Annotated in this window: 20 protein-coding genes; 3 read left to right on the forward strand and 17 right to left on the reverse strand. The window is 66.5% G+C overall.

What is annotated here, in order from left to right; translation table 11 throughout:
* Positions 1-1,187 (reverse strand): AGE family epimerase/isomerase (locus ULB03_RS00005; protein ID WP_322481278.1); only part of this gene is annotated, 1,187 nt, incomplete at its 3' end.
* A gap of 188 nt (positions 1,188-1,375) precedes the next feature.
* Here ULB03_RS00005 and ULB03_RS00010 point away from each other — a divergent pair.
* Positions 1,376-1,531, forward strand: a complete 156-nt coding sequence (locus tag ULB03_RS00010) for a hypothetical protein (protein WP_322481279.1) — start codon at positions 1,376-1,378, stop codon at positions 1,529-1,531.
* Positions 1,532-1,537: 6 nt separating this feature from the next.
* On the forward strand, positions 1,538-1,825 hold the full coding sequence (locus ULB03_RS00015; RefSeq protein ID WP_322481280.1) for a type II toxin-antitoxin system RelE/ParE family toxin: 288 nt from the start codon (positions 1,538-1,540) through the stop codon (positions 1,823-1,825).
* A gap of 94 nt (positions 1,826-1,919) precedes the next feature.
* Here ULB03_RS00015 and ULB03_RS00020 read toward each other — a convergent pair whose 3' ends face one another.
* The 14 genes from ULB03_RS00020 to ULB03_RS00085 all read right to left on the reverse strand — a co-directional run bounded on the left by ULB03_RS00020 (position 1,920) and on the right by ULB03_RS00085 (position 17,337).
* Positions 1,920-5,114 (reverse strand): efflux RND transporter permease subunit, encoded by a 3,195-nt coding sequence (locus tag ULB03_RS00020; RefSeq protein WP_322481281.1) that lies wholly within the window; start codon positions 5,112-5,114, stop codon positions 1,920-1,922.
* Positions 5,115-5,178: 64 nt separating this feature from the next.
* Positions 5,179-6,381: an efflux RND transporter periplasmic adaptor subunit gene (locus ULB03_RS00025; protein WP_322481282.1), complete on the reverse strand. Its 1,203-nt coding sequence runs from the start codon at positions 6,379-6,381 to the stop codon at positions 5,179-5,181.
* Positions 6,382-6,445: 64 nt separating this feature from the next.
* On the reverse strand, positions 6,446-7,225 hold the full coding sequence (locus tag ULB03_RS00030; RefSeq protein WP_322481283.1) for an alpha/beta hydrolase: 780 nt from the start codon (positions 7,223-7,225) through the stop codon (positions 6,446-6,448).
* Positions 7,226-7,479: 254 nt separating this feature from the next.
* Positions 7,480-7,713: a hypothetical protein gene (locus tag ULB03_RS00035; RefSeq protein WP_322481284.1), complete on the reverse strand. Its 234-nt coding sequence runs from the start codon at positions 7,711-7,713 to the stop codon at positions 7,480-7,482.
* Positions 7,714-8,157: 444 nt separating this feature from the next.
* Entirely contained in the window at positions 8,158-8,580 is a 423-nt protein-coding gene (locus tag ULB03_RS00040) for a type II toxin-antitoxin system VapC family toxin (RefSeq protein WP_416210961.1), read from the reverse strand.
* Positions 8,580-8,822 carry a type II toxin-antitoxin system Phd/YefM family antitoxin gene (locus ULB03_RS00045; protein ID WP_322481286.1) on the reverse strand — a complete coding sequence of 81 codons (243 nt, stop codon included), beginning with the start codon at positions 8,820-8,822 and terminating at the stop codon, positions 8,580-8,582. Before ULB03_RS00045 ends, ULB03_RS00040 begins: the two co-directional genes overlap by 1 nt.
* A 64-nt stretch (positions 8,823-8,886) precedes the next feature.
* Positions 8,887-9,879, reverse strand: coding sequence for a LysR family transcriptional regulator (locus ULB03_RS00050; protein ID WP_322481287.1), 993 nt, complete (start codon positions 9,877-9,879; stop codon positions 8,887-8,889).
* 83 nt (positions 9,880-9,962) lie between these two features.
* Positions 9,963-11,462: a hypothetical protein gene (locus ULB03_RS00055; protein WP_322481288.1), complete on the reverse strand. Its 1,500-nt coding sequence runs from the start codon at positions 11,460-11,462 to the stop codon at positions 9,963-9,965.
* Positions 11,463-11,477: 15 nt separating this feature from the next.
* Positions 11,478-12,257, reverse strand: coding sequence for a phosphonate ABC transporter ATP-binding protein (gene phnC, locus ULB03_RS00060; protein WP_322481289.1), 780 nt, complete (start codon positions 12,255-12,257; stop codon positions 11,478-11,480).
* The gene (gene phnE, locus ULB03_RS00065) at positions 12,257-13,072 is read right to left on the reverse strand and encodes a phosphonate ABC transporter, permease protein PhnE (RefSeq protein WP_322481290.1); all 816 of its coding nucleotides are present in this window, start codon (positions 13,070-13,072) and stop codon (positions 12,257-12,259) included. The genes phnC and phnE overlap by 1 nt, the downstream gene beginning before the upstream one ends.
* Before the next feature lie 17 nt (positions 13,073-13,089).
* The gene (locus ULB03_RS00070; protein ID WP_322481291.1) at positions 13,090-13,971 is read right to left on the reverse strand and encodes a phosphate/phosphite/phosphonate ABC transporter substrate-binding protein; all 882 of its coding nucleotides are present in this window, start codon (positions 13,969-13,971) and stop codon (positions 13,090-13,092) included.
* 18 nt (positions 13,972-13,989) lie between these two features.
* Complete coding sequence (locus ULB03_RS00075) at positions 13,990-14,352, reverse strand: DsrE family protein (protein ID WP_145735417.1); 363 nt, start codon at positions 14,350-14,352, stop codon at positions 13,990-13,992.
* A gap of 23 nt (positions 14,353-14,375) precedes the next feature.
* Positions 14,376-14,621, reverse strand: a complete 246-nt coding sequence (locus ULB03_RS00080) for a sulfurtransferase TusA family protein (protein ID WP_322481292.1) — start codon at positions 14,619-14,621, stop codon at positions 14,376-14,378.
* A gap of 370 nt (positions 14,622-14,991) precedes the next feature.
* On the reverse strand, positions 14,992-17,337 hold the full coding sequence (locus tag ULB03_RS00085; protein WP_322481293.1) for a TonB-dependent receptor: 2,346 nt from the start codon (positions 17,335-17,337) through the stop codon (positions 14,992-14,994).
* Between the two features lie 315 nt (positions 17,338-17,652).
* Here ULB03_RS00085 and soxR point away from each other — a divergent pair, with 315 nt between their 5' ends.
* Positions 17,653-18,141 (forward strand): redox-sensitive transcriptional activator SoxR, encoded by a 489-nt coding sequence (gene soxR, locus ULB03_RS00090; protein WP_322481294.1) that lies wholly within the window; start codon positions 17,653-17,655, stop codon positions 18,139-18,141.
* 13 nt (positions 18,142-18,154) lie between these two features.
* Here soxR and ULB03_RS00095 read toward each other — a convergent pair whose 3' ends face one another.
* Both ULB03_RS00095 and ULB03_RS00100 read right to left on the reverse strand, forming a co-directional pair.
* Entirely contained in the window at positions 18,155-18,571 is a 417-nt protein-coding gene (locus tag ULB03_RS00095) for a type II toxin-antitoxin system VapC family toxin (protein WP_322481295.1), read from the reverse strand.
* Complete coding sequence (locus ULB03_RS00100) at positions 18,568-18,828, reverse strand: type II toxin-antitoxin system Phd/YefM family antitoxin (RefSeq protein WP_322481296.1); 261 nt, start codon at positions 18,826-18,828, stop codon at positions 18,568-18,570. The genes ULB03_RS00095 and ULB03_RS00100 overlap by 4 nt, the downstream gene beginning before the upstream one ends.
* Between the last annotated feature and the right edge of the window lie 14 nt (positions 18,829-18,842).

Genomic DNA, 18,842 nt, shown 5'->3' on the forward strand with positions numbered 1-18,842 from the left:
TCCTGGATGGCGCAGACGATGTGGTAGAAGCTGCTGGCCGGCGCCGCCTCCTCGATGAAGGTGCCGTCCGGGTTCAGGCGGTCGCGCCACAGGCCCTTCACCGGGGTGTCGAAGTATTTCATCAGGCCGCGCCCGCCATTGGCCGCCATGGTCCAGTAGCTGTCGCTGCGGTCGGCGTCGTCGCGGGTGGCCAGCGCCGCCAGCACGGCGGCCTTGATCCGCTCCGTCTGCGGCCACAGGCGGGCGACGGCGTCGTGCGGGGTCAGGTCGTCCAGCAGGGCGTTCATGGCCACACCGCGCACCGGGTCCACGCCCGGCCCCTCACCAATCGCCATCATGCGCCAGGCGGCGTCGGCCGCCGCCTTGCTGCCGCAGAGGGCGGACCAGCGCAGCATCAGCCAGGACCATTCGAACTGGTGCCCGGGTTCCACGATGCGGCCGGGGGTGCCAGCCTGGGGCCGCCAGTCGCCGTCGAAGAACTCTTTCAGCCCCCCCATGTCGTCATCGATGAAGCGGGTGAGCGCCAGGCCCACGATCTCCTCCGCCAGGTCGCGCCAGCCGGCGTCGCCGCCCTGCTCCATCCAGGCCAGGCAGGCCTCCAGCATGTGCATGTGCGGGTTGGACAGCAAAGGCAGGGTGCGGGGGTGGCTTTCTTCGAAGCCGCCCTGGGCATGGTGCAGGGTGTCCAGCAGGCGCTGGCGCACGGCCACGGCCATTTCCTCCGGCGTGCGGCTTTCCGGCGTGGCGCTCTGCGCGGCGGCCAGGGCGAACAGGGCGAAGGCCTGGTCGTACAGCACCACGGTGTCGTCCAGCGCGGTGCCGTCCGGCGCCACCTTGGTGCGGAACAGGCCGTCGGGCCGGCGGTAATGGTTCAGGAAGAAGGTCAGGCCATGCTCCGCCGCCTCGCGCACCGGGCCGTTCCAACCCGACCGGGCGGCCACGGAATAGGAATAGACCTGGCGGGCCTGCACCCGGGCGCGGCGGGCGTCGTTGGTGGGCTTGCCGTCCAGGCCCAGCTTCTCATGGAAGCCGCCATGCACCCGATCCGCCCCCACCTCCCACCACAGGGGATAGGCATGCTCCACCAGCCAGGCCTTCAGTTGGCCGCGAACGGCGGCGGCGTCCGCCACCGCGCCGGTGGGGGAGGAATTGGGGGTGGTGGAGGATGGCACAGCCGCCTGCATCATGAATCACCGTCCGGTCGGGCATCTCGGGGAAAGGTGCCGAGACGATAGAAGCCGCTTGCCAAGCGGGCCAGGGGCAAGGCGGTAATAATTCGGTGACTGGATGGGTTTTGTTTTTTTGGGCGCCACTCGACATACGATCGAGGCGATGTCATCTTCTGGATATGAGCAAGCCAGAACCCATAACGCCCATGAGCGACGAGGAGGCTGCCGAATTGGCGGCTTTGACCGCTGCCGTGGCGGAAGCCCGGGCGGATAATCGCGGTATCCCGCATTCTGAGGTGCGGGCGTGGCTGTTGGAGATCGCCGCCGGTAATTTTGACGTGCCGCATCCCGTTCCTCGGTAATCGGCGATGACTGAGCAGGTCACGTGGCGCCCTGTCGCCTTCGCGGACCTTGCAAAGATCATCGCCCATATTCATGCGGAAAATCCAATCGCGGCCCAGCGGGTTGGTCGTGAATTGCTGCTGGCGGGAGACAGCTTAGCGATTTTTCCAAATCGTGGGCGATACGGACGTGTGCCTGGAACGCGCGAACTGGTGACCATCCGCCCTTACATCATCGTCTACGAAGTCGATGACCGGAAAAGCGTGACAATCCTGCGGATTTGGCACAGCGCTCAGGATTGGCCGGCCTCTTGAGGCCTCCCCCAAGAAGACGGCCCGGGCCCCTTACGGGACCCGGGCCGCATCGTAACCGCCGCTTCTAGGGGGGAGAGGAAGGCGGCGGGTGCGATCACTCGGCGGCGTGCTGCGCCGCGTGGCCGTTGAGGGCGGGCTGGTCCAGCTTCTCGTGGGTGATCAGCTTGCCGCCCGCCAGCTTGCGCAGGAGGACGTAGAACACCGGAGTCAGCCCCAGGCCGAAGAAGGTCACGCCCAGCATGCCGAAGAACACGGCGACACCCATGGCGTGGCGCATTTCGGCACCCGGCCCAGTCGACATCACCAGGGGCACCACACCCATGATGAAGGCGATGGAGGTCATCAGGATGGGGCGCAGCCGCAGTCGGCTGGCCTCGATCGCGGCCTGGACGGGGGTCTTGCCGTGGATTTCCAGTTCACGGGCGAACTCCACGATCAGGATGGCGTTCTTGGCCGATAGTCCCACCAGCACCATGAAGCCGATCTGGGTGAAGATGTTGTTGTCCCCGCCCGTCAGCCACAGGCCGGCCAGGGCCGACATCAGGCTCATGGGCACGATCAGCAGGATGGCCAGCGGCAGGGTCAGGCTTTCGTACTGCGCGGCCAGCACCAGGAAGACCAGCAGCACGCTGATGGGGAAGACCCACAAGGCGGAATTGCCGGCCAGGATCTGCTGGTAGGTCAGGTCGGTCCATTCCAGCTTGATGCCCCGGGGCAGGACCTCATGCGCGATCCGCTCCGCCGCCGCCTGGGCCTGGTTGGTGGAATAGCCGGGGGCCGGGCCGCTGTTGATGTCGGCGGCGGTGTAGCCGTTGTAGCGCACCACCATTTCCGGACCATAGGTCGGGCTGACGCTGACCAGCGACGACAGCGGCACCATCATGCCCTGGGCGTTGCGGGTCTTCAGCAGGCCGATGTCCTCGGCATGGGCGCGGAACGGGGCGTCCGCCTGCACCCGCACCTGGTAGACGCGGCCGAAGCTGTTGAAGTCGTTGACGTACAGCGAACCCAAGTAAATCTGCATGGTGTCGAAGACATCGTTGACCGACACGCCCAGCTGCTTGGCCTTCACCCGGTCCAGGTCCACGTTCAGCTGCGGAACGTTGATCTGGTAGCTGGAGAATGTCGGCCCCAACTCCGGCGTCTTCATGGCCTTGGCGATGAAGTCGTTGGACGCCTTGGCCATGGCCTCGTAGCCCAGGGCGCCGGTATCCTCAAGCTGCAGCTTGAAGCCGCCCAGGGTGCCCAGGCCCATGACCGGCGGGGGCGGGAAGACGGCGATGTAGGCGTCCTTGATGCCGGCATATTGCTGGCGCAGGTTGGCGGCGATCTCGGCGGCCGAGATGTGGCCTGGACGGTTGTCGTAATGGTCCAGCGGGACGAAGACGATGCCGGCGCTGGAGCTGTTGGTGAAGCCGTTGACCGACAGGCCGGGGAAGGCCACGGCGTTGGTCACGCCCGGCTGCTTCAGGGCGATCTCCGACATCTTGCGGATGACCTCCTCCGTCCGGTCCAGCGAGGCGCCGTTGGGCAACTGGGCGAAGGTCACCAGGTATTCCTTGTCCTGGGCGGGCACGAAGCCGCCGGGCACGGTGTTGCCCAGGAAGACGGTGAACGCCAGCAGGCCGAGGTAGAGGCCCACCATGATGCCCTTGTGGCGGATGACGCCGCCCACGCTGCTGCCATAGGCCTGGGACCCGCGGTGGAACACCCGGTTGAAACCCCGGAAGAAGGGGCCCAGCACGGTGTTCATGCCGCGCGTCAGCCAATCCTGGCCATCATGATGACCCTTCAGCAGCAGGGCCGCCAGGGCGGGGGACAGGGTCAGCGAGTTGAAGGCGGAGATGACGGTGGAGATCGCGATGGTCATCGCGAACTGCTTGTAGAACTGGCCGGTCAGGCCGGTCATGGCCGCCAGCGGCACGAACACGGCCACCAGGGTCAGGGCGATGGCGATGATGGGACCGCTGACCTCGCGCATCGCCTGGTAGGTCGCCTCCTTCGGCGATAGCCCGGCCTCGATGTTGCGCTCCACGTTTTCCACCACGACGATGGCGTCGTCGACCACGATGCCGATGGCCAGCACCATGCCGAACAGCGACAGCGCGTTGATGGAATAGCCGAAGGCCAGCAGCAGGGCGAAGGTGCCGACGATGGACACGGGCACGGCCAGCAGCGGGATGATGGAGGCCCGCCACGTCTGCAGGAAGACGATGACCACGATCACCACCAGGGTGATGGCTTCCAGCAGGGTGTGGATCACGGCGTTGATGCTGGCGCGGACGAACTGCGTCGGGTCATAGACGATGCGGTATTCCACGCCCGGCGGCATGTCGGCGGCCAGTTCCGTCATGGTCTGGCGCACCTGGTCGGAAATGGCCAGCGAGTTGGCGCCCGGCGACTGGTTAATGGCCATGGCCACGGCCGGCTTGTTGTCCAGCAGGGCGCGCAGGCCGTATTCCGAGGCCGCCAGCTCGATGCGGGCCACGTCGCGCAGATAGGTCACGCCGCCGTCGGCGGTGGTCTGCAGGATGATGTCGCCGAACTCCGCTTCCGTCTTCAGACGGCCGCGGGCGTTCACCGACAACTGCAGGGGCACGCCCTTCACCGACGGGGATGAGCCGATGACGCCGGCCGCCACCTGGACGTTCTGGTCGCGGATGGCGTTGACCACGTCTTCGGCGGTCAGGTTGCGCTGGGCCACCTTCTGCGGATCCAGCCAGACGCGCATGGAATAGTCGCCCGAGCCCCAGACCTGGACCTGACCCACGCCCTGGATGCGTTCCAACCGGTCCTTCACGTTCAGGACGGCATAGTTGCGCAGATAGGTCATGTCATAGCGGTCGTTGGGCGAGATCAGGTGCACCACCATGGTCAGGGTGGGGGAGCTCTTGATCGTCGTGACACCCAGGCGCTGCACGTCCTCTGGCAGGCGGGGCAGCGCCTGGGACACGCGGTTCTGCACCATCTGCTGGGCCAGGTCGGGGTTGGTGCCCAGCTTGAAGGTGACCGTCACCGCCAGGTTGCCGTCGCTGTTGGCCTGCGACTGCATGTACAGCATGTTCTCGACGCCGTTGATCTGCTCTTCCAGCGGCGCCGCGACGGCTTCGGCGATGACCTTGGGGTTGGCGCCCGGGTATTGGGCGTGCACCACCACGGTGGCGGGCACCACCTCGGGATATTCCGAGATGGGCAGTTGGAACACGGATATCAGGCCGGCCACGAAAATGGCCACCGACAGCACGCCGGCGAAGATCGGCCGGTCGATGAAGAAACGGGATATGTTCATGGCAGGTCTCTAGGATCGAGTGGGCGCCACTGGCCCGAAAGGGGGGGCCTCAAAGGGGAGGGCCTCATAGGGCGGCGCCGGCGTGCCGGGTTTCGGGAAGGGCGGTCTCACCCGCCATGGCGACGTTCTTGGGCTTCACGGTGTCGCCGGGTCGGGCGAACTGCACGCCGTTGACGACGATGCGCTCCCCGGCCTTCACGCCCCGGGTCACCACGCGCAGGCCGTCCTGCATGCCGCCCAGGGCGACCTCGCGGTAGGCGACCTTGTTGTCGTCGCCCACCACCAGCACGTACTTCTTGTCCTGGTCGGTGCCGATGGCGCGGTCGTCCACCAGCAGGGCGTCGTGCGGGCTGCTGCCGCCCACCTTGATGCGGGCGTACAGGCCGGGCACCAGCATGCCGTCCGGGTTGTCGAACTTGGCGCGCACGCGGATGGTGCCGGACACCGTGTCCAGGTGGTTGTCCACATGCTCCACCACGCCGGTGCGGGAATAACCGTCCTCGGTGGCGAGGCCCAGTTGCACCGGGGCGTTGCCGTCTTTCACGCTGGCGATGTGGCGCAGGTAGGTCTGCTCATCCACATCGAAGGAGGCGTAGATGGGGGAGACGGAGACCAGCGTGGTCAGCGGCACCGACGCGGCGCCGGCCGCCACGATGTTGCCCACCGTGATCTCCGCCCGGCTGACGCGGCCGTCCACCGGCGCCACCACGCGGGTGTAGCTCAGGTTCAGGCGTGCCACCTCCAGCGCCGCCTCGGCCGCCTTGACGTCGGCGGCGGCGGTGCGGGCGGTGTTCTCCCGGTCATCCAGGTCGCGCTGGGGGATGGCGTTGCTGCTGATCAGCTTGCGGGCGCGTTCCAGGTCGGTGGTGGCGAAGCGCAGGCGCGACTGGGCCGACGCCAGCGTCGCCTCCGCCCGGTCCACCTCCGCCTGGAAGGGGCGGGGGTCGATGGTGAACAGCAGGTCGCCCTTCTTCACCAGGGCGCCGTTCTTGAAGTTGACGGCCACGATGGGGCCGGAGATCTGCGGACGGATGTCCACATGCTCCACCGCCTCCAGTCGGCCGGAATAGCTCTGCCAATCGACGACGGTGCGGCTCAGCACGGGGGCGACCTCGACCTCCGCCACCGGGGCGGCGGCGGCCGGGGCGGACGCCTGGGCATCGCCGTGGCCATGGACGAAAAAGCCGCCGATGGCGGCCAGGGCGACGCCGGAGGCCAGCGCCAGGGCCAGCTTGGTTCGTGCGGGCTTCGTGCGGGGGGTGGTCATGGGGTGTACTCCTTCGAAAATCTTGGCCGGCAAGAAGCCTGGGCCCAAAAGCCTGGGTGGGGTGTCACAGGCGACGCCCCAGGAAATTGGCGATGGCCGCCAGGGCCGTGGGGTCGGCGGCCAGGTCGGCGTGGGAAACGCGGGGAAAACGGGTCACTTCGGTGGACACGCCGGCCGCGATCAGCTGGCCCGCATACTTCTCGGCCTCGACATGCAGCACGTCGTTCTGGGCTGTTACGATCAAGGCTGGGGGCAGGCCGGCCAGCCGCCGGGACTCCAAGGGCGCCGCATAAGGGTGCAGGCGCTGCGCCGCCTCCGGCAGGTAGGCGCGGTAACATTTGGCGCAGTCGGCGACGGTGATGTCCGAGCCCAGCGCCGTCTCATCCCCCACGCGGGTCAGGCTGGGATCCAGCATGGGTCCGACCAGGACTTGGGCCTTCAGCGGCACGTCACCCTGGTCGCGGGTGATGAAGGTGAGCGAGGCGACGATGTGGCCGCCGGCGTCATAGCCCGCGACGCCCAGGCGGTTGGCGGCCCCGCCGAAATCCTTGGCATGCTCGGTGGCCCACAGCGCGGCGCGATAGGCGTCGCCCGGGGCCGCTGGAAAGGGGTGGGCGGGGGCCAGCGAATACCCGACGGAGATGACGAAGGCGGGCGTATGGGTGGCGATGAAGCGGGCCGCCGGATCCGCATCGTCCAACCCACCCTTGGTGAAGCCGCCGCCGTGGAAAACCAGCACGACCGGCAGCGACGGCCGCAGCGTCTTGCGCGCCACGGCCGGACGATACAGGCGCAAGGTCACATCCTGGGCGTAGCCCGGAATGCGCGTCTCACACACCGTCACCTCATCCGGCCCAGCGGCGGTTGTTTCACATGGATTATGGCGCGATGGCCTTGACATTTCACACGGACGCCGAGGCGCCCCTCCTGGTTTTGACAGGGTGCACTGTATGTTAGCGTTCGCGCCGAATAAATCGGCACTTCACGGCAACACAATTCGTATTGAGCTAACAATCCCGAGGGCCGGGGATGCAGAGGCGCGCCGTGGCCTGCCCGCCGCAGCGACTTTCCTGGGGTGGAGATGTGAGCGGGGTTCTGTCAGAAGCCCCGCACCATGACCTTGATGAAGGGCAGCAGGTCGCACAGCGCCAGGCTGGCGAACAGCGAAAGGCCCATGCCCAGGGTCACAAGGACCGTCAGGGTGACGCGGGTATCCGACGTCAACAGGCGGGCCGGGGTGGGACTGTCGCCCGCCAGGGGGCGTGCAACAGGGTTGCCCATGGGATGGACGAGCGTCAGGGGGTTCCGGGCGTCAGCAATCGGGGTAGCCATCGAACGAACTCCTTACGGGCGGGCGGCGCCAGGCATAAGCCGGGATGGGCGGCGGTCGCGTCCCGTTTCCCGCCGTCAAATCGGCGCGGAGGCGGGCGGCGGTATCGCCGCGTTCCCGGCAAACAGGTTGCCGGCGTCAGGCATGGGGCGGCGCGGCCGGCGGCGATAGACAACCGGAGACACGCCAAGGACAACGCGTCGACGCCCTTCCCCAGTGGAAAGGACGATCAGGCCGCGAGACAGGGTTGAGGCCCCAGACGGGGCGTTTCACGAAAGGACGGACCCCGAACCGGGTCCTGGGCTAGGGCCGCTGGCCAGCGCATCTTCGGCACCGCAGCGACCGTTCCATCATAGCGAACGGCGCCCTAGGCGGAATACGCGATAATGCGAATACTCTGTTTAGGAAAAACCGCATAATCGGCGCGAGGCGCGGCGTAACGGCCTTTACGGGATCATTGTTGCGATACCTAGGGCGAGCCCCGCCTCAGCCAGTTTGCGATCCAGGGTGCAAAGGGTCGCGCCTTCATCCGCAGCGATAGCCAAATGCAAGGCATCGGCGGCCCGCAAACCCAATCCATACTGGTCGGTGAAACGCGCGGCGGTTTGAAAGTGATGCGACGAAATGCGGAGCGTTCCAAAGGAACTTTCAACCCATCCCGAGAATATTTTCAGGGCCTGGGCCCTATGGTCCGCATCGATTTGACCAGTCCGCATCTTGATGGACAAGGCGGACGAAAACTCCGTTATCACCCAATCGCTGATGGTGAGGTCATTGGTGTCCTGCCGGCTCAGCCACATCTGAATACGGGAGGATGCAGCCTCGCGGGTCAGGGCCGCAATCAGCAATGAGGTGTCCAGATAGAGCATCAATACCGACTATTATCCCGCATGGCGCGGACGAATTCCGCGGCGGGTTGCGTTTGTGCAGGCATGTCTTCAGTCAATGCCTGCATAGGGGCCAATGCGATCGGTTGCCGTGGGGACGCCATAGCAACCAAGCGCGCGACAGGTTTGCCCCGGCGCGTGATGATAACGGTCTCCCCCGCTTCAGCTTGGCTGATGAGATCGCTTAGATGTGCTTTTGCATCGGCCAAGTTGATCGTGGTCATGTCCGTTCCTTCTGACCAGATGGTTGGTTAGATATAACGCTGCCCCTCCCCGGAGACAATGCGACTACGCGCAGATCAGGCACTTCTCCTCTTCCTCCGCGTTGGCGGGCACGGGTGCGGGGGGCTTGTCGGGGCAGGTGCCGCTGGCCTGGCCGTTGAACAGGGGGCAGGCGTCGAACAAGTCGGCCACCCAGTCCACGAACACCCGCACCTTGGGCGACAGGTGGCGGTTGTGGGGATAAACGGCGGAGATGGGCATGGGCTCCGGCTTCCAGCGCGGCAGCAGTTCCACCAGCTGTCCGGACAGCAGGTGGGGCTTGGCCATGAAGTAAGGCGGCTGGATGATGCCCAGGCCTTCCAGGCCGCAGGTCAGGTAGGCGTCGGAATCGTTGACGGCCACGGGGCCGGCGGTCTTCACCTCCTGCACCTCACCATCCACGATGAAGGACAGGTCCAGGACCTTGCCGGTGCGGCTGTGGAAATAGTTGACGGCCTGGTGGCGTTCCAAGTCCTCCAAGGTGTCCGGCAGGCCGTGGGCGGCGACATAGGCCGGGCTGGCGCAGGTGACGCCCTGGAACACACCCACGCGGCGGGCGATCAGGCTGCTGTCCTGCAAATGGCCGACGCGCACCACGCAGTCCACGCCGTCCTGCACCAGGTCGACCGGCCGATCACCCATGCCGATCATCAGGTCGATGTCGGGATATTGGCGGCGGAACTCATGGATGCGGGGAATGACCAGCAGCCGGCCGATGGCGCCCGGCATATCCACGCGCAGCTTCCCGCGCGGATTCTTCTTCATGTTGGCGAACGAGGACTCCGCCTCATCGATGTCGGAGAGGATGCGGATGGCGCGTTCATAATAGGCGGCACCATCCGGCGTCAGGCTCAGGCGCCGGGTCGTCCGTTGCAGCAGGCGCACGCCCAGGAAGCCTTCCAGGTTCTGGATGATGGTGGTGACGGACGCGCGGGGCAGGCCCAGCGTGTCCGCCGCCTTGGAAAAACTGTTCACCTCCACGATGCGGGTGAAGACCTGCATCGCCTGCAACTTGTCCATGGAACTCACCGGATTTCATGCGATCTGGATGAATGTAAGGAATTGGTGGGCCAGGTTCCAGGTCGCGGTTGCGGGCTACACGATCAGCGGAACCGCGCCGCCGCCCGCGCGATGGCCGCCAGCTTGTCCTGGGCGGTGCCGCCGGCACAGATGGGGTTGTCCGCAAAGGTGGCGAAGCCGCAATCGGGGTGCAGCAGCACCCGCTGCCGCCCGAACAGGTCGATGGCCTGCGCGATGCGGGCCGCCACCGTGTCCGTCTCCTCCACCGCGGCGTGCTTTTGGTTGACCACGCCCACCCCCAGCCGCGCGTCATCCGGCAAGGCGCGCAGTACCTCCATCTCCCCCGCGCGCGGTGTGCACATCTCCAGGAGATAGGCGCCGACCCTCACCTGGGACAGGGTGGCGACCAGGGGGGCGTAGCTGCCCGACAGGGCGACACTTTCATCCGGCGTCCAATTGCCCCGGCAGACATGCAGGGCGGTGCGTTCGCGGGGAAAGCCCGCCAGCACGGCGTTCAGCAGGTCGCGGGCGAACCCCAGCTCGTGGTCGGGACCCAAGGACTCCGACAGGGCGCCACACATGAAACTGCGCTTGTTCTTGGCCCCGGCGAAGACCACCTCCGACAGCACGGGCTCATCGAATTGGATCAGCGCCGCGCCGGCGTCCAGCAGGTCGGCCAGCTCCTCCCGCAACACCCGCACGATGTCCTGGGCCAGGGCCTCCCGGCTGTCATAGGCACGGTCGGAAATGCATTCCATCCACATGGTGCGGGTCAGCAGATAGGGGCCCGGCAGGGCCACCTTCACCGGCTTTTCCGTGACCGTCCGGGCGAAGTCCACCTCGTGCGCCACCAGGGGCCGCGACCGGACCAGCGGGCCGAAGACCGCGGGATGGCGCACCTCGCCCGCCGGAATGTCCAGGGCCCGCAGCTCCGCCGCGAACTCCTCGGGATCGTCCACCAGGGGCAGCAGGTCCGTCAGGGGGATGAGCTGGCAGTTGTCCAGCCGGCTGGCGACGAAGCTGGCGTAGCTGTCGCGCCGCTGTTCCCCGTCCGTCACGACATCCACGCCGGCACGTTCCTGGGCGGCGATGGCCAGGCGGACGGCGTCGTCGGCCGTTTCATGGAAAGCCTGGTCCGCCAGGCGCCCCTCGACATGGGCGTGCATGGCCTCCACCATCCAGCGCGGGCGGGGCCACGAGCCGATGCCCATCACGGCCAGCGGTGGCAGGGCCGGCGCGGGTGCTGGCTGCCGCCGCTTGGTGGGAACGGCGGGCGCGGTCTGGGGTGTTGCGGCTGCCGCCTCCGGTGCGGCGGTACGCTCCGCCAGGGCGCCCTTGCACACCAGGAAACTGCGTTGGCGCCCGACCTTGGTCCAGGACACCAGTTCATTGCGGGTCAGGCGGCACCAGGCCGGCAAATCCTCGTCGACCGACACTTCCGACGACAGGATTTCCAGCAGCCCGCCGCGCGGCAGCGGGTCGATGTGCCGGCGGATCAGCAAGAGCAGGCCGTTGCCGCAGTCCAGGTCGCCCCCGTCGAAGGAAACATCGGGCGTGTGAGCATGGCGGGCGATGGGGTCCATGGGGAATCCCTCCAATCAGGGCGTGCCGTACAGCCGGTCGGCCGCGGCGGTATCGAAAGACGCGGCCGGCAGATCCACCACCACCCGCCCGTCGGCCAGGCCGATGATGCGGTCCGCGGCGGCGCGGGCCAGGTCCACCTGATGCAGGCTGCACACCACGCCCACGCCGTCGGCCCGGGCGATGCCGCGTAGCAGGTCAAGCACCCCGGCGGCCGTGGCCGGGTCCAGGCTGGCCACCGGCTCGTCGGCCAGGATCAGGCGGGGACGCTGGGCCAGGGCGCGGGCGATGGCCACCCGTTGCTGCTGACCGCCGGACAGGCTGTCGGCGCGCTGCCCGGCCTTGGCCAGCAGGCCGACCCGGTCCAGGCATTCCAGGGCCAGCAGGCGGTCGGCCCGGCTGAAGCGCCGCAACCAGCCGCGCCAGGCGGGAACATGGCCCAGGCGACCCGCCAGCACATTGTCCAGGGCCGTCAGCCGGCCCACCAGGTTGAACTGTTGAAACACCAGGGCGATGCCCCGGGCCATGCGCCGCCGGTTCCGGCCGCTGGCCCCCGTGATGTCCTGGCCGTCCACCCGCACGCGTCCGCCGTCCGGCCGCGCCAGGCCGGCCAGACAGCGGAACAGGGTGGTCTTACCGGCGCCGCTGGGTCCCAGCACGGCCACCAGCTCGCCGGCATGCACCTGGAGATGGACATCGGCCAGGGCGGCGTGCCCGTGAAAGGCCACGCCGATGCCCTCCGCGCGCATCAGGGGCTCCGCCTGATCCAGACCGATGGCGGGAAGGGGGGCGTCCATCAGGCCAGCCTCCGCCGCAGCCAGCCGGAAAACTGGTCCAGGGCCGTCACCACCACCAGGATCACCGCGATGATGGTGACCAGGCGCGGGAAATCCAGCAAATCCATGCTGTTCTTCAATTCCTGTCCTATGCCGCCGGCGCCGACCACGCCCAGGACGGTGGAGGCACGGACGTTGAACTCCCACCAGAACAGGGTGGTGGACAGCATGACGGGGGCCACGTCCGGCATCAGGGCATAGAGGATGGCGGTCAGACGGCCGGCGCCGGTGGCCCGCACGGCCTCGAACGGTCCCAGGTGGGCGCTTTCCAGATAATCCGCGAACTGCTTGGCGGCGCTGCCCCAGGTGTGCAGGGCGATGCCCAGCACGCCGGCGAAGGGGCCGAGACCGACGGCCGCCACGAACAGCAGGGCGAAGACGAAGCTGTCGATGCCGCGCAAGGCGTTCAGGAACCAGCGCACCGGATGGTACAGCGCTGGCCAGGGCGTGAGGGTACGGCTGGCCAGGGTGGCCATGGGCAGGGCCAGCAGCACCGCCAGCGTGGTGCCGATGGCCGCCATGGCCACGGTTTCCGCGGTGCGTTGCGCGAACAGGGGCAGTTCATGCAGGTCCGGCGGCCAGGCCGTCGCCAGCCAACGGCCCAGCTTGGGCAAGCCCACGGCCAGCTTGTGCAGGTCGATGCCCGCCAGCCGCCACGATACGGCGTAGAAGGCCAGAAGCGCGGCGCAGACCAGCCAAAGGCGCAGGCGGCGGCCCGTGAAGCCCCGGTCCGCCGCTTCCATACGCCGCAACGCCTGTTCCGCACCACTGGTCATCCGCCCCGCGTCCGCTCTCAGGCCTTGGCCTTGATCTTGCCCAACGCCAGCCCCGCCTTCTCGATCATGTCGTAGGAGGCGTGGGTGGCGGCGACGAAGCCCGTGTACCGGTTGGGCAGTAGGGTCTTGGCCTGGTCCAGCGTGATGGCCGTCAGGATCTTGCGCACCTGGTCCGCCATGCCGGCCGGTGCCGTGGCCGGCAGGACGATGGCGTCGTTGGGCAGGGGATCGGAGGTCCAGACGATCTTGTTGGCATCCTCCTTCACCTTGCCGCTGGCGATCATGGCGTTGCGGTTGCGGTCAAAGTCGGTCGCCAGGTCCACCTGGCCCGAACTGACGGAGATCTCGTTGGCGGCGTGGGTGGCCCCCTCCGTATAGGTCCAGAAGGTCTTGGGATCGATCTTCCACACCTCCTTGGCGTAATAGCTGGGGATCAGCCAGCCGGAGGTGGAGCCCACGTCGGCGAAGGAGATGGTCATGCCCTTGGTGTCGTCGGGGAACTTGGCGACCTTCAGGTCCGGCCGGGCGATGATCACCCCCAGATAGGTGGGCTTCTCGTCATACTTCACCGTGGCCACGGCCTGACAGCCGGTGGCGTTGTTGGCGATGATGTAGCCCCAGGGCCCCATCCAGGCCAGGTCCAGCTGGCCGGACCCCATAGCCACGGCCATGCCGGCCCAATCGGTGGTGGCCACCAGGTCGAAATCCACCCCCAACTCCTTGGCCAGGTGGGTGAACAGCGGCATGTAGGCCTTCTTGGTGTCCTCCGGCGACGGCAGCAGCGGGCCGATGCCGAAGCGCAGCGTCTTGCGGCCCTGCGCCAGCGCCGGCGTGACCATGGCGGCGGCCATGCCGGTGCCGGCGGCCACGCCCGTGGCGATAAACGTCCTGCGACGCATTCCCCCATCCCTCCTGTGTCAGTAGCTGACGCTGGGCGCGCCGTCGCTCATGAACTCCACCAGCTTGGCGCCACCGACGATCTTGGCGCCGTCGACCAGCTTGTCCTCGTCCAGGCCGCGCTTCTTGAAGCAGGGGGAGCAGACATAGATGGTGCCGCCCGCGGCGGCGAAGTTGGCGATCAGATCCTTCAGGGGGGCGAAGCCCTCTTCATGGATGTCGTCGGCGTAGCCCTTCTGCGACAGGCGTGTGCCCTCGATGGACAGGAACACCACCGTTTCCTTGTCCGACGCGACGGCGGCGTTGGCGATGACGAAGGCGACGGTGGCCTTGTCGGTGTCGTTCTTGGCGCAGCTGAGCGAGACGACGAATTTTCCGGGCATGGGGTTCTCTCCGTTGCGGGGGCTCAGGACCAGTCGGACCGTGAGCGGATCCAGAAGCTGTGGGTGGCGGGGTCGTGGGCCAGCAGGTCGTTGCCGGTCATGCGGCACCAGGCCGGCAAATCCTCCGGCGCGCCGCTGTCATGGGCGACGACGCGCAGCACGGCACCAGGCATGGTCTTCAAGCGGACACGCAACAGCATAACCAGTTCGCCGCAGCCCATGCCGCCGGCATCCCAGGTGTCACTCTCCGTCCGCTGTCCGTCCACCATGCCAGCCGCTTTCCGGCCGCGGGCCAAACGCGGCCGCGACCTGCTGAGCGCATGCCCCGCTGGGCGCACGCCATTCATGACGATGCTTAAAGGGTGAGAAGCGGTCACGGCCGTGGACGTCCCCGTGGCACACGGGCAGCAAGTCAGCCCGCACCGGGCATGACGTAGGGCCGAAACGCTCAATGCCCACCATAGGTTCGCGCTGTCGGCGGCGTCAAGGCGCAGGGCGGGCTCACGGGATGGCGGCGGTGTTTCCACGGCCGATTTTTATAAAGCGCCCCTCAAGGGTTCAAAATCATTCAAAGGAAAAGGGGCCGGCACGGGTTGTGCCAGCCCCTCTCGTCAACACACGGGGTCGAAGAAGGAGGGCTTAGAACCCGGCCTTCAGCGTCACGAAGAACTGGCGCGGGGCCAGCGGATAGATGGCGTAGGTGCCGGAGGCCGAGCCCACGGTGATGGTGCTGGCCGCCTTCTTGTCCATCAGGTTGGTGACGTTCAGCGCGATGGAGGACGACTTCACGCCCGGGGCGATGGCGCCCAGGTCGTAGCTGGCCTCCAGGTTGAACTGCCAGTAGGACGGGACCCATAGGTCGTTGGTGTAGGTGGCGTAGCGCTTGCCGTAATACTCGCCGCTGACCTTGGCGCCGAAGGCGCCGTAGGTGCTGCTGACGATGAAGCGGTTCATCCACTCCGGATCGCCGGGGATCAGCTTGCCGGCGGTCTGCACCGTGCTGGCGCCGCTGACATAGTTCTGGTCGTACTGGGAGTGGTTGTAGGACAGGGCGTCGTAGACCGAGAAGTGGTCGCCCAGGTGCACGGTGGCGGCCACGTCCACGCCGTCGGTGGTGACGCTGCCCACGTTCTGCAGGATGCCGACACCACCCACGAAGCTGGTGAGGGTGGCGTTCGGGCTGATCAGCAGCTGACGATTGCTGAAATCGACGTGGTAGTAGTTGATCTGGCCGCCGATGCCGGTGATGAAGCCCAGGTCCACCGGGTGATCGCCACGCCAGCCGGCCTCATAGGTCCAGGAGGTTTCCGGGTTGCCGGTCCGCTTGAACAGGTCGAAGGCCGCCTGGCTGCCCAGGCTCCACGGCGAGGCGCCGCCCAGGCCATAGGTGATGTACTGGCGCAGGTTCTTCTGGATGTTGAAGAACAGCTGGTCGTTGCTGGTGATGTCCCACAGGGCGCCGACCTGGGGCAGGAAGCCTTCCTTGGTGTCGATCTGGCCCTGCGGCAGGTTCACGGTGGTGCCGCTGTAGGAACCGGACAGGGGCTGCACCGGCATCTTGCCGTCGGCGAACTGCAGGCTGGCCTTGAAGCCGGCCTGCAGCTTCACGGTCGGCAGCACCTGCCACTGGTCCTGCAGGTAGGGCTGGATCACGTCGTTGGTGATCTTGCTTTCCACCTGGGTGAACAGCGCGTTGTCCGGCACGTCATAGGGCGTCAGCGGGTTGGTCAGCGACAGCTGGTACCAGCGCCGGGCGGTGGTGGTCTCGTTATGCTCCCACCACACACCGCCTTCGATCTGATGATCGCCCAGGGTGTAGGTGGCGTTGGACCGCACGCCCTCGCGGTCGATGGTGTACTCGGTGGTGCGGACGCCATAGCCGGTGTTGCCCAGCACCGTCTTCAGGTCCTGGGTCGGATAGTAGATCTTGAACACCGAGGCGGCGCCGCTGATGGGCAGGGCCACGATGCCGCGGCCGTCGTCATGGTGATAGTAGACCTGGTTGTGCCAGACCAGATTGTCGCTGAACTGATAGTCGTAGCTGAGGTAGCCGAGGTAGTCGGTCCGCTGCGCCGCGCTGAAATAGTTGGAATAGTTGGCGCCCAGGGCCGTTGGGGTGTTGCCCTTGGCGTCCACGTAGGTCAGCGCCTTGGCCAAGTCCGGGTACAGGAAGGGGCGGGTGTAGGGCTGGTAGGCCTGGTTGGCGGCGATGGAGGTCGCGTCCTCGTTGGGCTCGACCTTGTCCGACCAGTCGAAGAAGGCTTTCAGCGTGCCCTTGTCACCGGCGTGCACGAACTTGCCGTTGACCTGGTAGCCGCCCTGCTGGCCGTTGAAATCCCAGGCGCGGGAGTCCTGGCGCACGAAGGAGACATAGCCGCTGTTGCCGCCGTCCAGCACGCCGGTGTCGATGCGGGCGAAGGTGCGGAAGGTGTCGTAGCTGCCGAACACCTGTTCCACCTGCGCCCCGGCGTCCGCCTTTGGATCGTCGGAGAACACGGCCAGCGTGCCGCCCAGGTTGCTGGTCGAGGCGGTGCCCAGGTCACCGGCGCCCGACGCCAGGCTGATGCGGCCGATGTTCTCGCTGATGATGGCGCGCTGCGGCGACAGGCCGTTGTAGTTGCCATAGGACTGGTCGCCCAGCGGCACGCCATCCAGGGTATAGCCCAGCTGCTGGGCGTTGAAGCCGTGGATGTAGAGCGACGAGTTCTGCTCGTTGTTGCCCCACGGATCGGCGTTCTGGAAGATGACGCCCGGCAGCATGTTGATGGCCTTCACGGCGTTCACGCCGGGCATGATGGCCTGGATTTCGCGGGTCGGCAGCTCGATTTCCGACGCGGAGCGACGGGAGGAGGTGACGATGATCTCCTGCACCTGATCGCCATCGGCGGCGGCCGTGTCCGGCGCCTGCTGGGCGGCCGCGGGCAGGGCGATCCCGGCCATCAGCGCCAGGGCGGCGGCCGAAGCCAGTAGGTGACGGATGTGCATTCTTTCCCCCAGGGTTATGAAATTGCTGGGGTAATAGCCACGCTACCGCAGTGCGGCAAATTAAGATTTGATTTCTAGAATGGTGCGGAAATATTGCTGAATTATGTAATTTATACTTACAACGAATGGTTTATGTCTGCTGTGATTATGTCAAAAGGCCACTATATTGCCGTACCCGTTGTGCCCGCATACGGGCTGAACGCCAGGGGACGCCTGCTGTCCGGGCTGAGAATTGTATCGCTTGCGGGGCCTTGTCCCCAGGGCGGTGCTGACCTACAAACCTCATCTATAGATAAGGTTTCCGGGGTTCCCGCCATGCCCGCTCCCGCCAAGTTGAAACGTGAACTTTCCGTGGGGCAGGTGGCGAAACGCGCCGGCGTCGCCGTTTCCACCCTGCATTTCTATGAGACCAAGGGCCTGATCGTCGCCAGCCGCAGCGGCGGCAACCAGCGCCGCTATCCGCGTGACGTCCTGCGGCGCATCGCCATCATCCGCGTGGCGCAGCGGGCCGGCATCGCCTTGGCCGATATCCACGCCGCCCTGGCGACCCTACCCAACGGCCGCACCCCGACGCTGGAAGACTGGCGCCAGCTGTCCAACGGGTGGAAGGACATGCTGCAACAGCGCATCGACAGCCTGACGCAGCTCCGTGACCAGTTGGAAAGCTGCATCGGGTGCGGCTGCCTATCGATGGGCGACTGCCCCTTGCGCAATCCCCAGGACCGTCTGGGGGCCGATGCCATGGGCCCCGTGCTGTTGCAGCGGGCTGGAGCGGACCCCTCAGAAGGTCCCTCAGGGGAATGAGACGTCCCTGGTCTTAAGGGAGCATCAGGGGAACGTTGCTTGAGGCGGCGGCGTGCCGCAGCGCTTTATCGAGAGTGGCGAGCGGTAGCCCCGACCTCAGCGCCAGTTCCAGATAGATGGCGTCATACACCGGGAGCCTGTGACGAAGGGCAAGGTTCGAGACGGAATCCCACAGTCTATCGTCGCCATCTTCATCAAAGGTGATGGGTAGACGGCTGAGATGGTGCAGTGCGTTCTGCCGGTCCGACGCCGACAAACGGCCCCGGCGTTCCGCCATGGCCAACACATTGGCGATCTCAACGCGCCAGAGAGGGGGAGCCAGCGCTTCATCCTGGATGATCCGGTCCAGCAGAGCCTCCGCCGCTGGGTTTTCTTCTCCCGGAAGAACCCACGCGAGGGCGGCGGAACTGTCAATAACGCACAGGATCATCGACGGCCTTCAGTGCGGTATTCATCCAACTCCGCAGCCGTGAAGGGGGCTTGGTTTCTGGCCGCGATGGAATGGCGCAGCGCCGTCAGCGCGGTCGCCGCCGCTTTGGCTGAAGCGATGTCCTTGCCACCATCGATGGGGCTGAGTCTGGCGACGGGACGGCCGTGGCGCGTGATGATCACTTCTTCACCCGCTTCGACCCTATCAAGCAGTGCCGCCAAATGCGTCTTGGCTTCAAAAGCGCCTACGGTGGACATGACCGCTCTTAAAC

Origin of the sequence: Nitrospirillum goiasense (genome assembly GCF_034427435.1) — a bacterium.
Lineage (GTDB): Bacteria > Pseudomonadota > Alphaproteobacteria > Azospirillales > Azospirillaceae > Nitrospirillum.

Excerpts from the sequence above, each read along its gene's own strand:
- ULB03_RS00010 (WP_322481279.1), top strand. The coding sequence starts at position 1,376 with ATGAGCGACGAGGAGGCTGCCGAATTGGCGGCTTTGACCGCTGCCGTG.
- ULB03_RS00050 (WP_322481287.1), bottom strand. The coding sequence starts at position 9,879 with ATGGACAAGTTGCAGGCGATGCAGGTCTTCACCCGCATCGTGGAGGTG.
- ULB03_RS00085 (WP_322481293.1), bottom strand. The coding sequence starts at position 17,337 with ATGCACATCCGTCACCTACTGGCTTCGGCCGCCGCCCTGGCGCTGATG.
- ULB03_RS00070 (WP_322481291.1), bottom strand. The coding sequence starts at position 13,971 with ATGCGTCGCAGGACGTTTATCGCCACGGGCGTGGCCGCCGGCACCGGC.
- ULB03_RS00055 (WP_322481288.1), bottom strand. The coding sequence starts at position 11,462 with ATGGACCCCATCGCCCGCCATGCTCACACGCCCGATGTTTCCTTCGAC.
- ULB03_RS00075 (WP_145735417.1), bottom strand. The coding sequence starts at position 14,352 with ATGCCCGGAAAATTCGTCGTCTCGCTCAGCTGCGCCAAGAACGACACC.
- ULB03_RS00015 (WP_322481280.1), top strand. The coding sequence starts at position 1,538 with ATGACTGAGCAGGTCACGTGGCGCCCTGTCGCCTTCGCGGACCTTGCA.
- ULB03_RS00080 (WP_322481292.1), bottom strand. The coding sequence starts at position 14,621 with ATGGTGGACGGACAGCGGACGGAGAGTGACACCTGGGATGCCGGCGGC.
- ULB03_RS00095 (WP_322481295.1), bottom strand. The coding sequence starts at position 18,571 with ATGATCCTGTGCGTTATTGACAGTTCCGCCGCCCTCGCGTGGGTTCTT.
- ULB03_RS00100 (WP_322481296.1), bottom strand. The coding sequence starts at position 18,828 with ATGTCCACCGTAGGCGCTTTTGAAGCCAAGACGCATTTGGCGGCACTG.
- ULB03_RS00025 (WP_322481282.1), bottom strand. The coding sequence starts at position 6,381 with ATGACCACCCCCCGCACGAAGCCCGCACGAACCAAGCTGGCCCTGGCG.
- soxR (WP_322481294.1), top strand. The coding sequence starts at position 17,653 with ATGCCCGCTCCCGCCAAGTTGAAACGTGAACTTTCCGTGGGGCAGGTG.
- ULB03_RS00045 (WP_322481286.1), bottom strand. The coding sequence starts at position 8,822 with ATGACCACGATCAACTTGGCCGATGCAAAAGCACATCTAAGCGATCTC.
- phnC (WP_322481289.1), bottom strand. The coding sequence starts at position 12,257 with ATGGACGCCCCCCTTCCCGCCATCGGTCTGGATCAGGCGGAGCCCCTG.
- ULB03_RS00035 (WP_322481284.1), bottom strand. The coding sequence starts at position 7,713 with ATGGCTACCCCGATTGCTGACGCCCGGAACCCCCTGACGCTCGTCCAT.
- ULB03_RS00020 (WP_322481281.1), bottom strand. The coding sequence starts at position 5,114 with ATGAACATATCCCGTTTCTTCATCGACCGGCCGATCTTCGCCGGCGTG.
- phnE (WP_322481290.1), bottom strand. The coding sequence starts at position 13,072 with ATGACCAGTGGTGCGGAACAGGCGTTGCGGCGTATGGAAGCGGCGGAC.
- ULB03_RS00040 (WP_416210961.1), bottom strand. The coding sequence starts at position 8,580 with ATGCTCTATCTGGACACCTCATTGCTGATTGCGGCCCTGACCCGCGAG.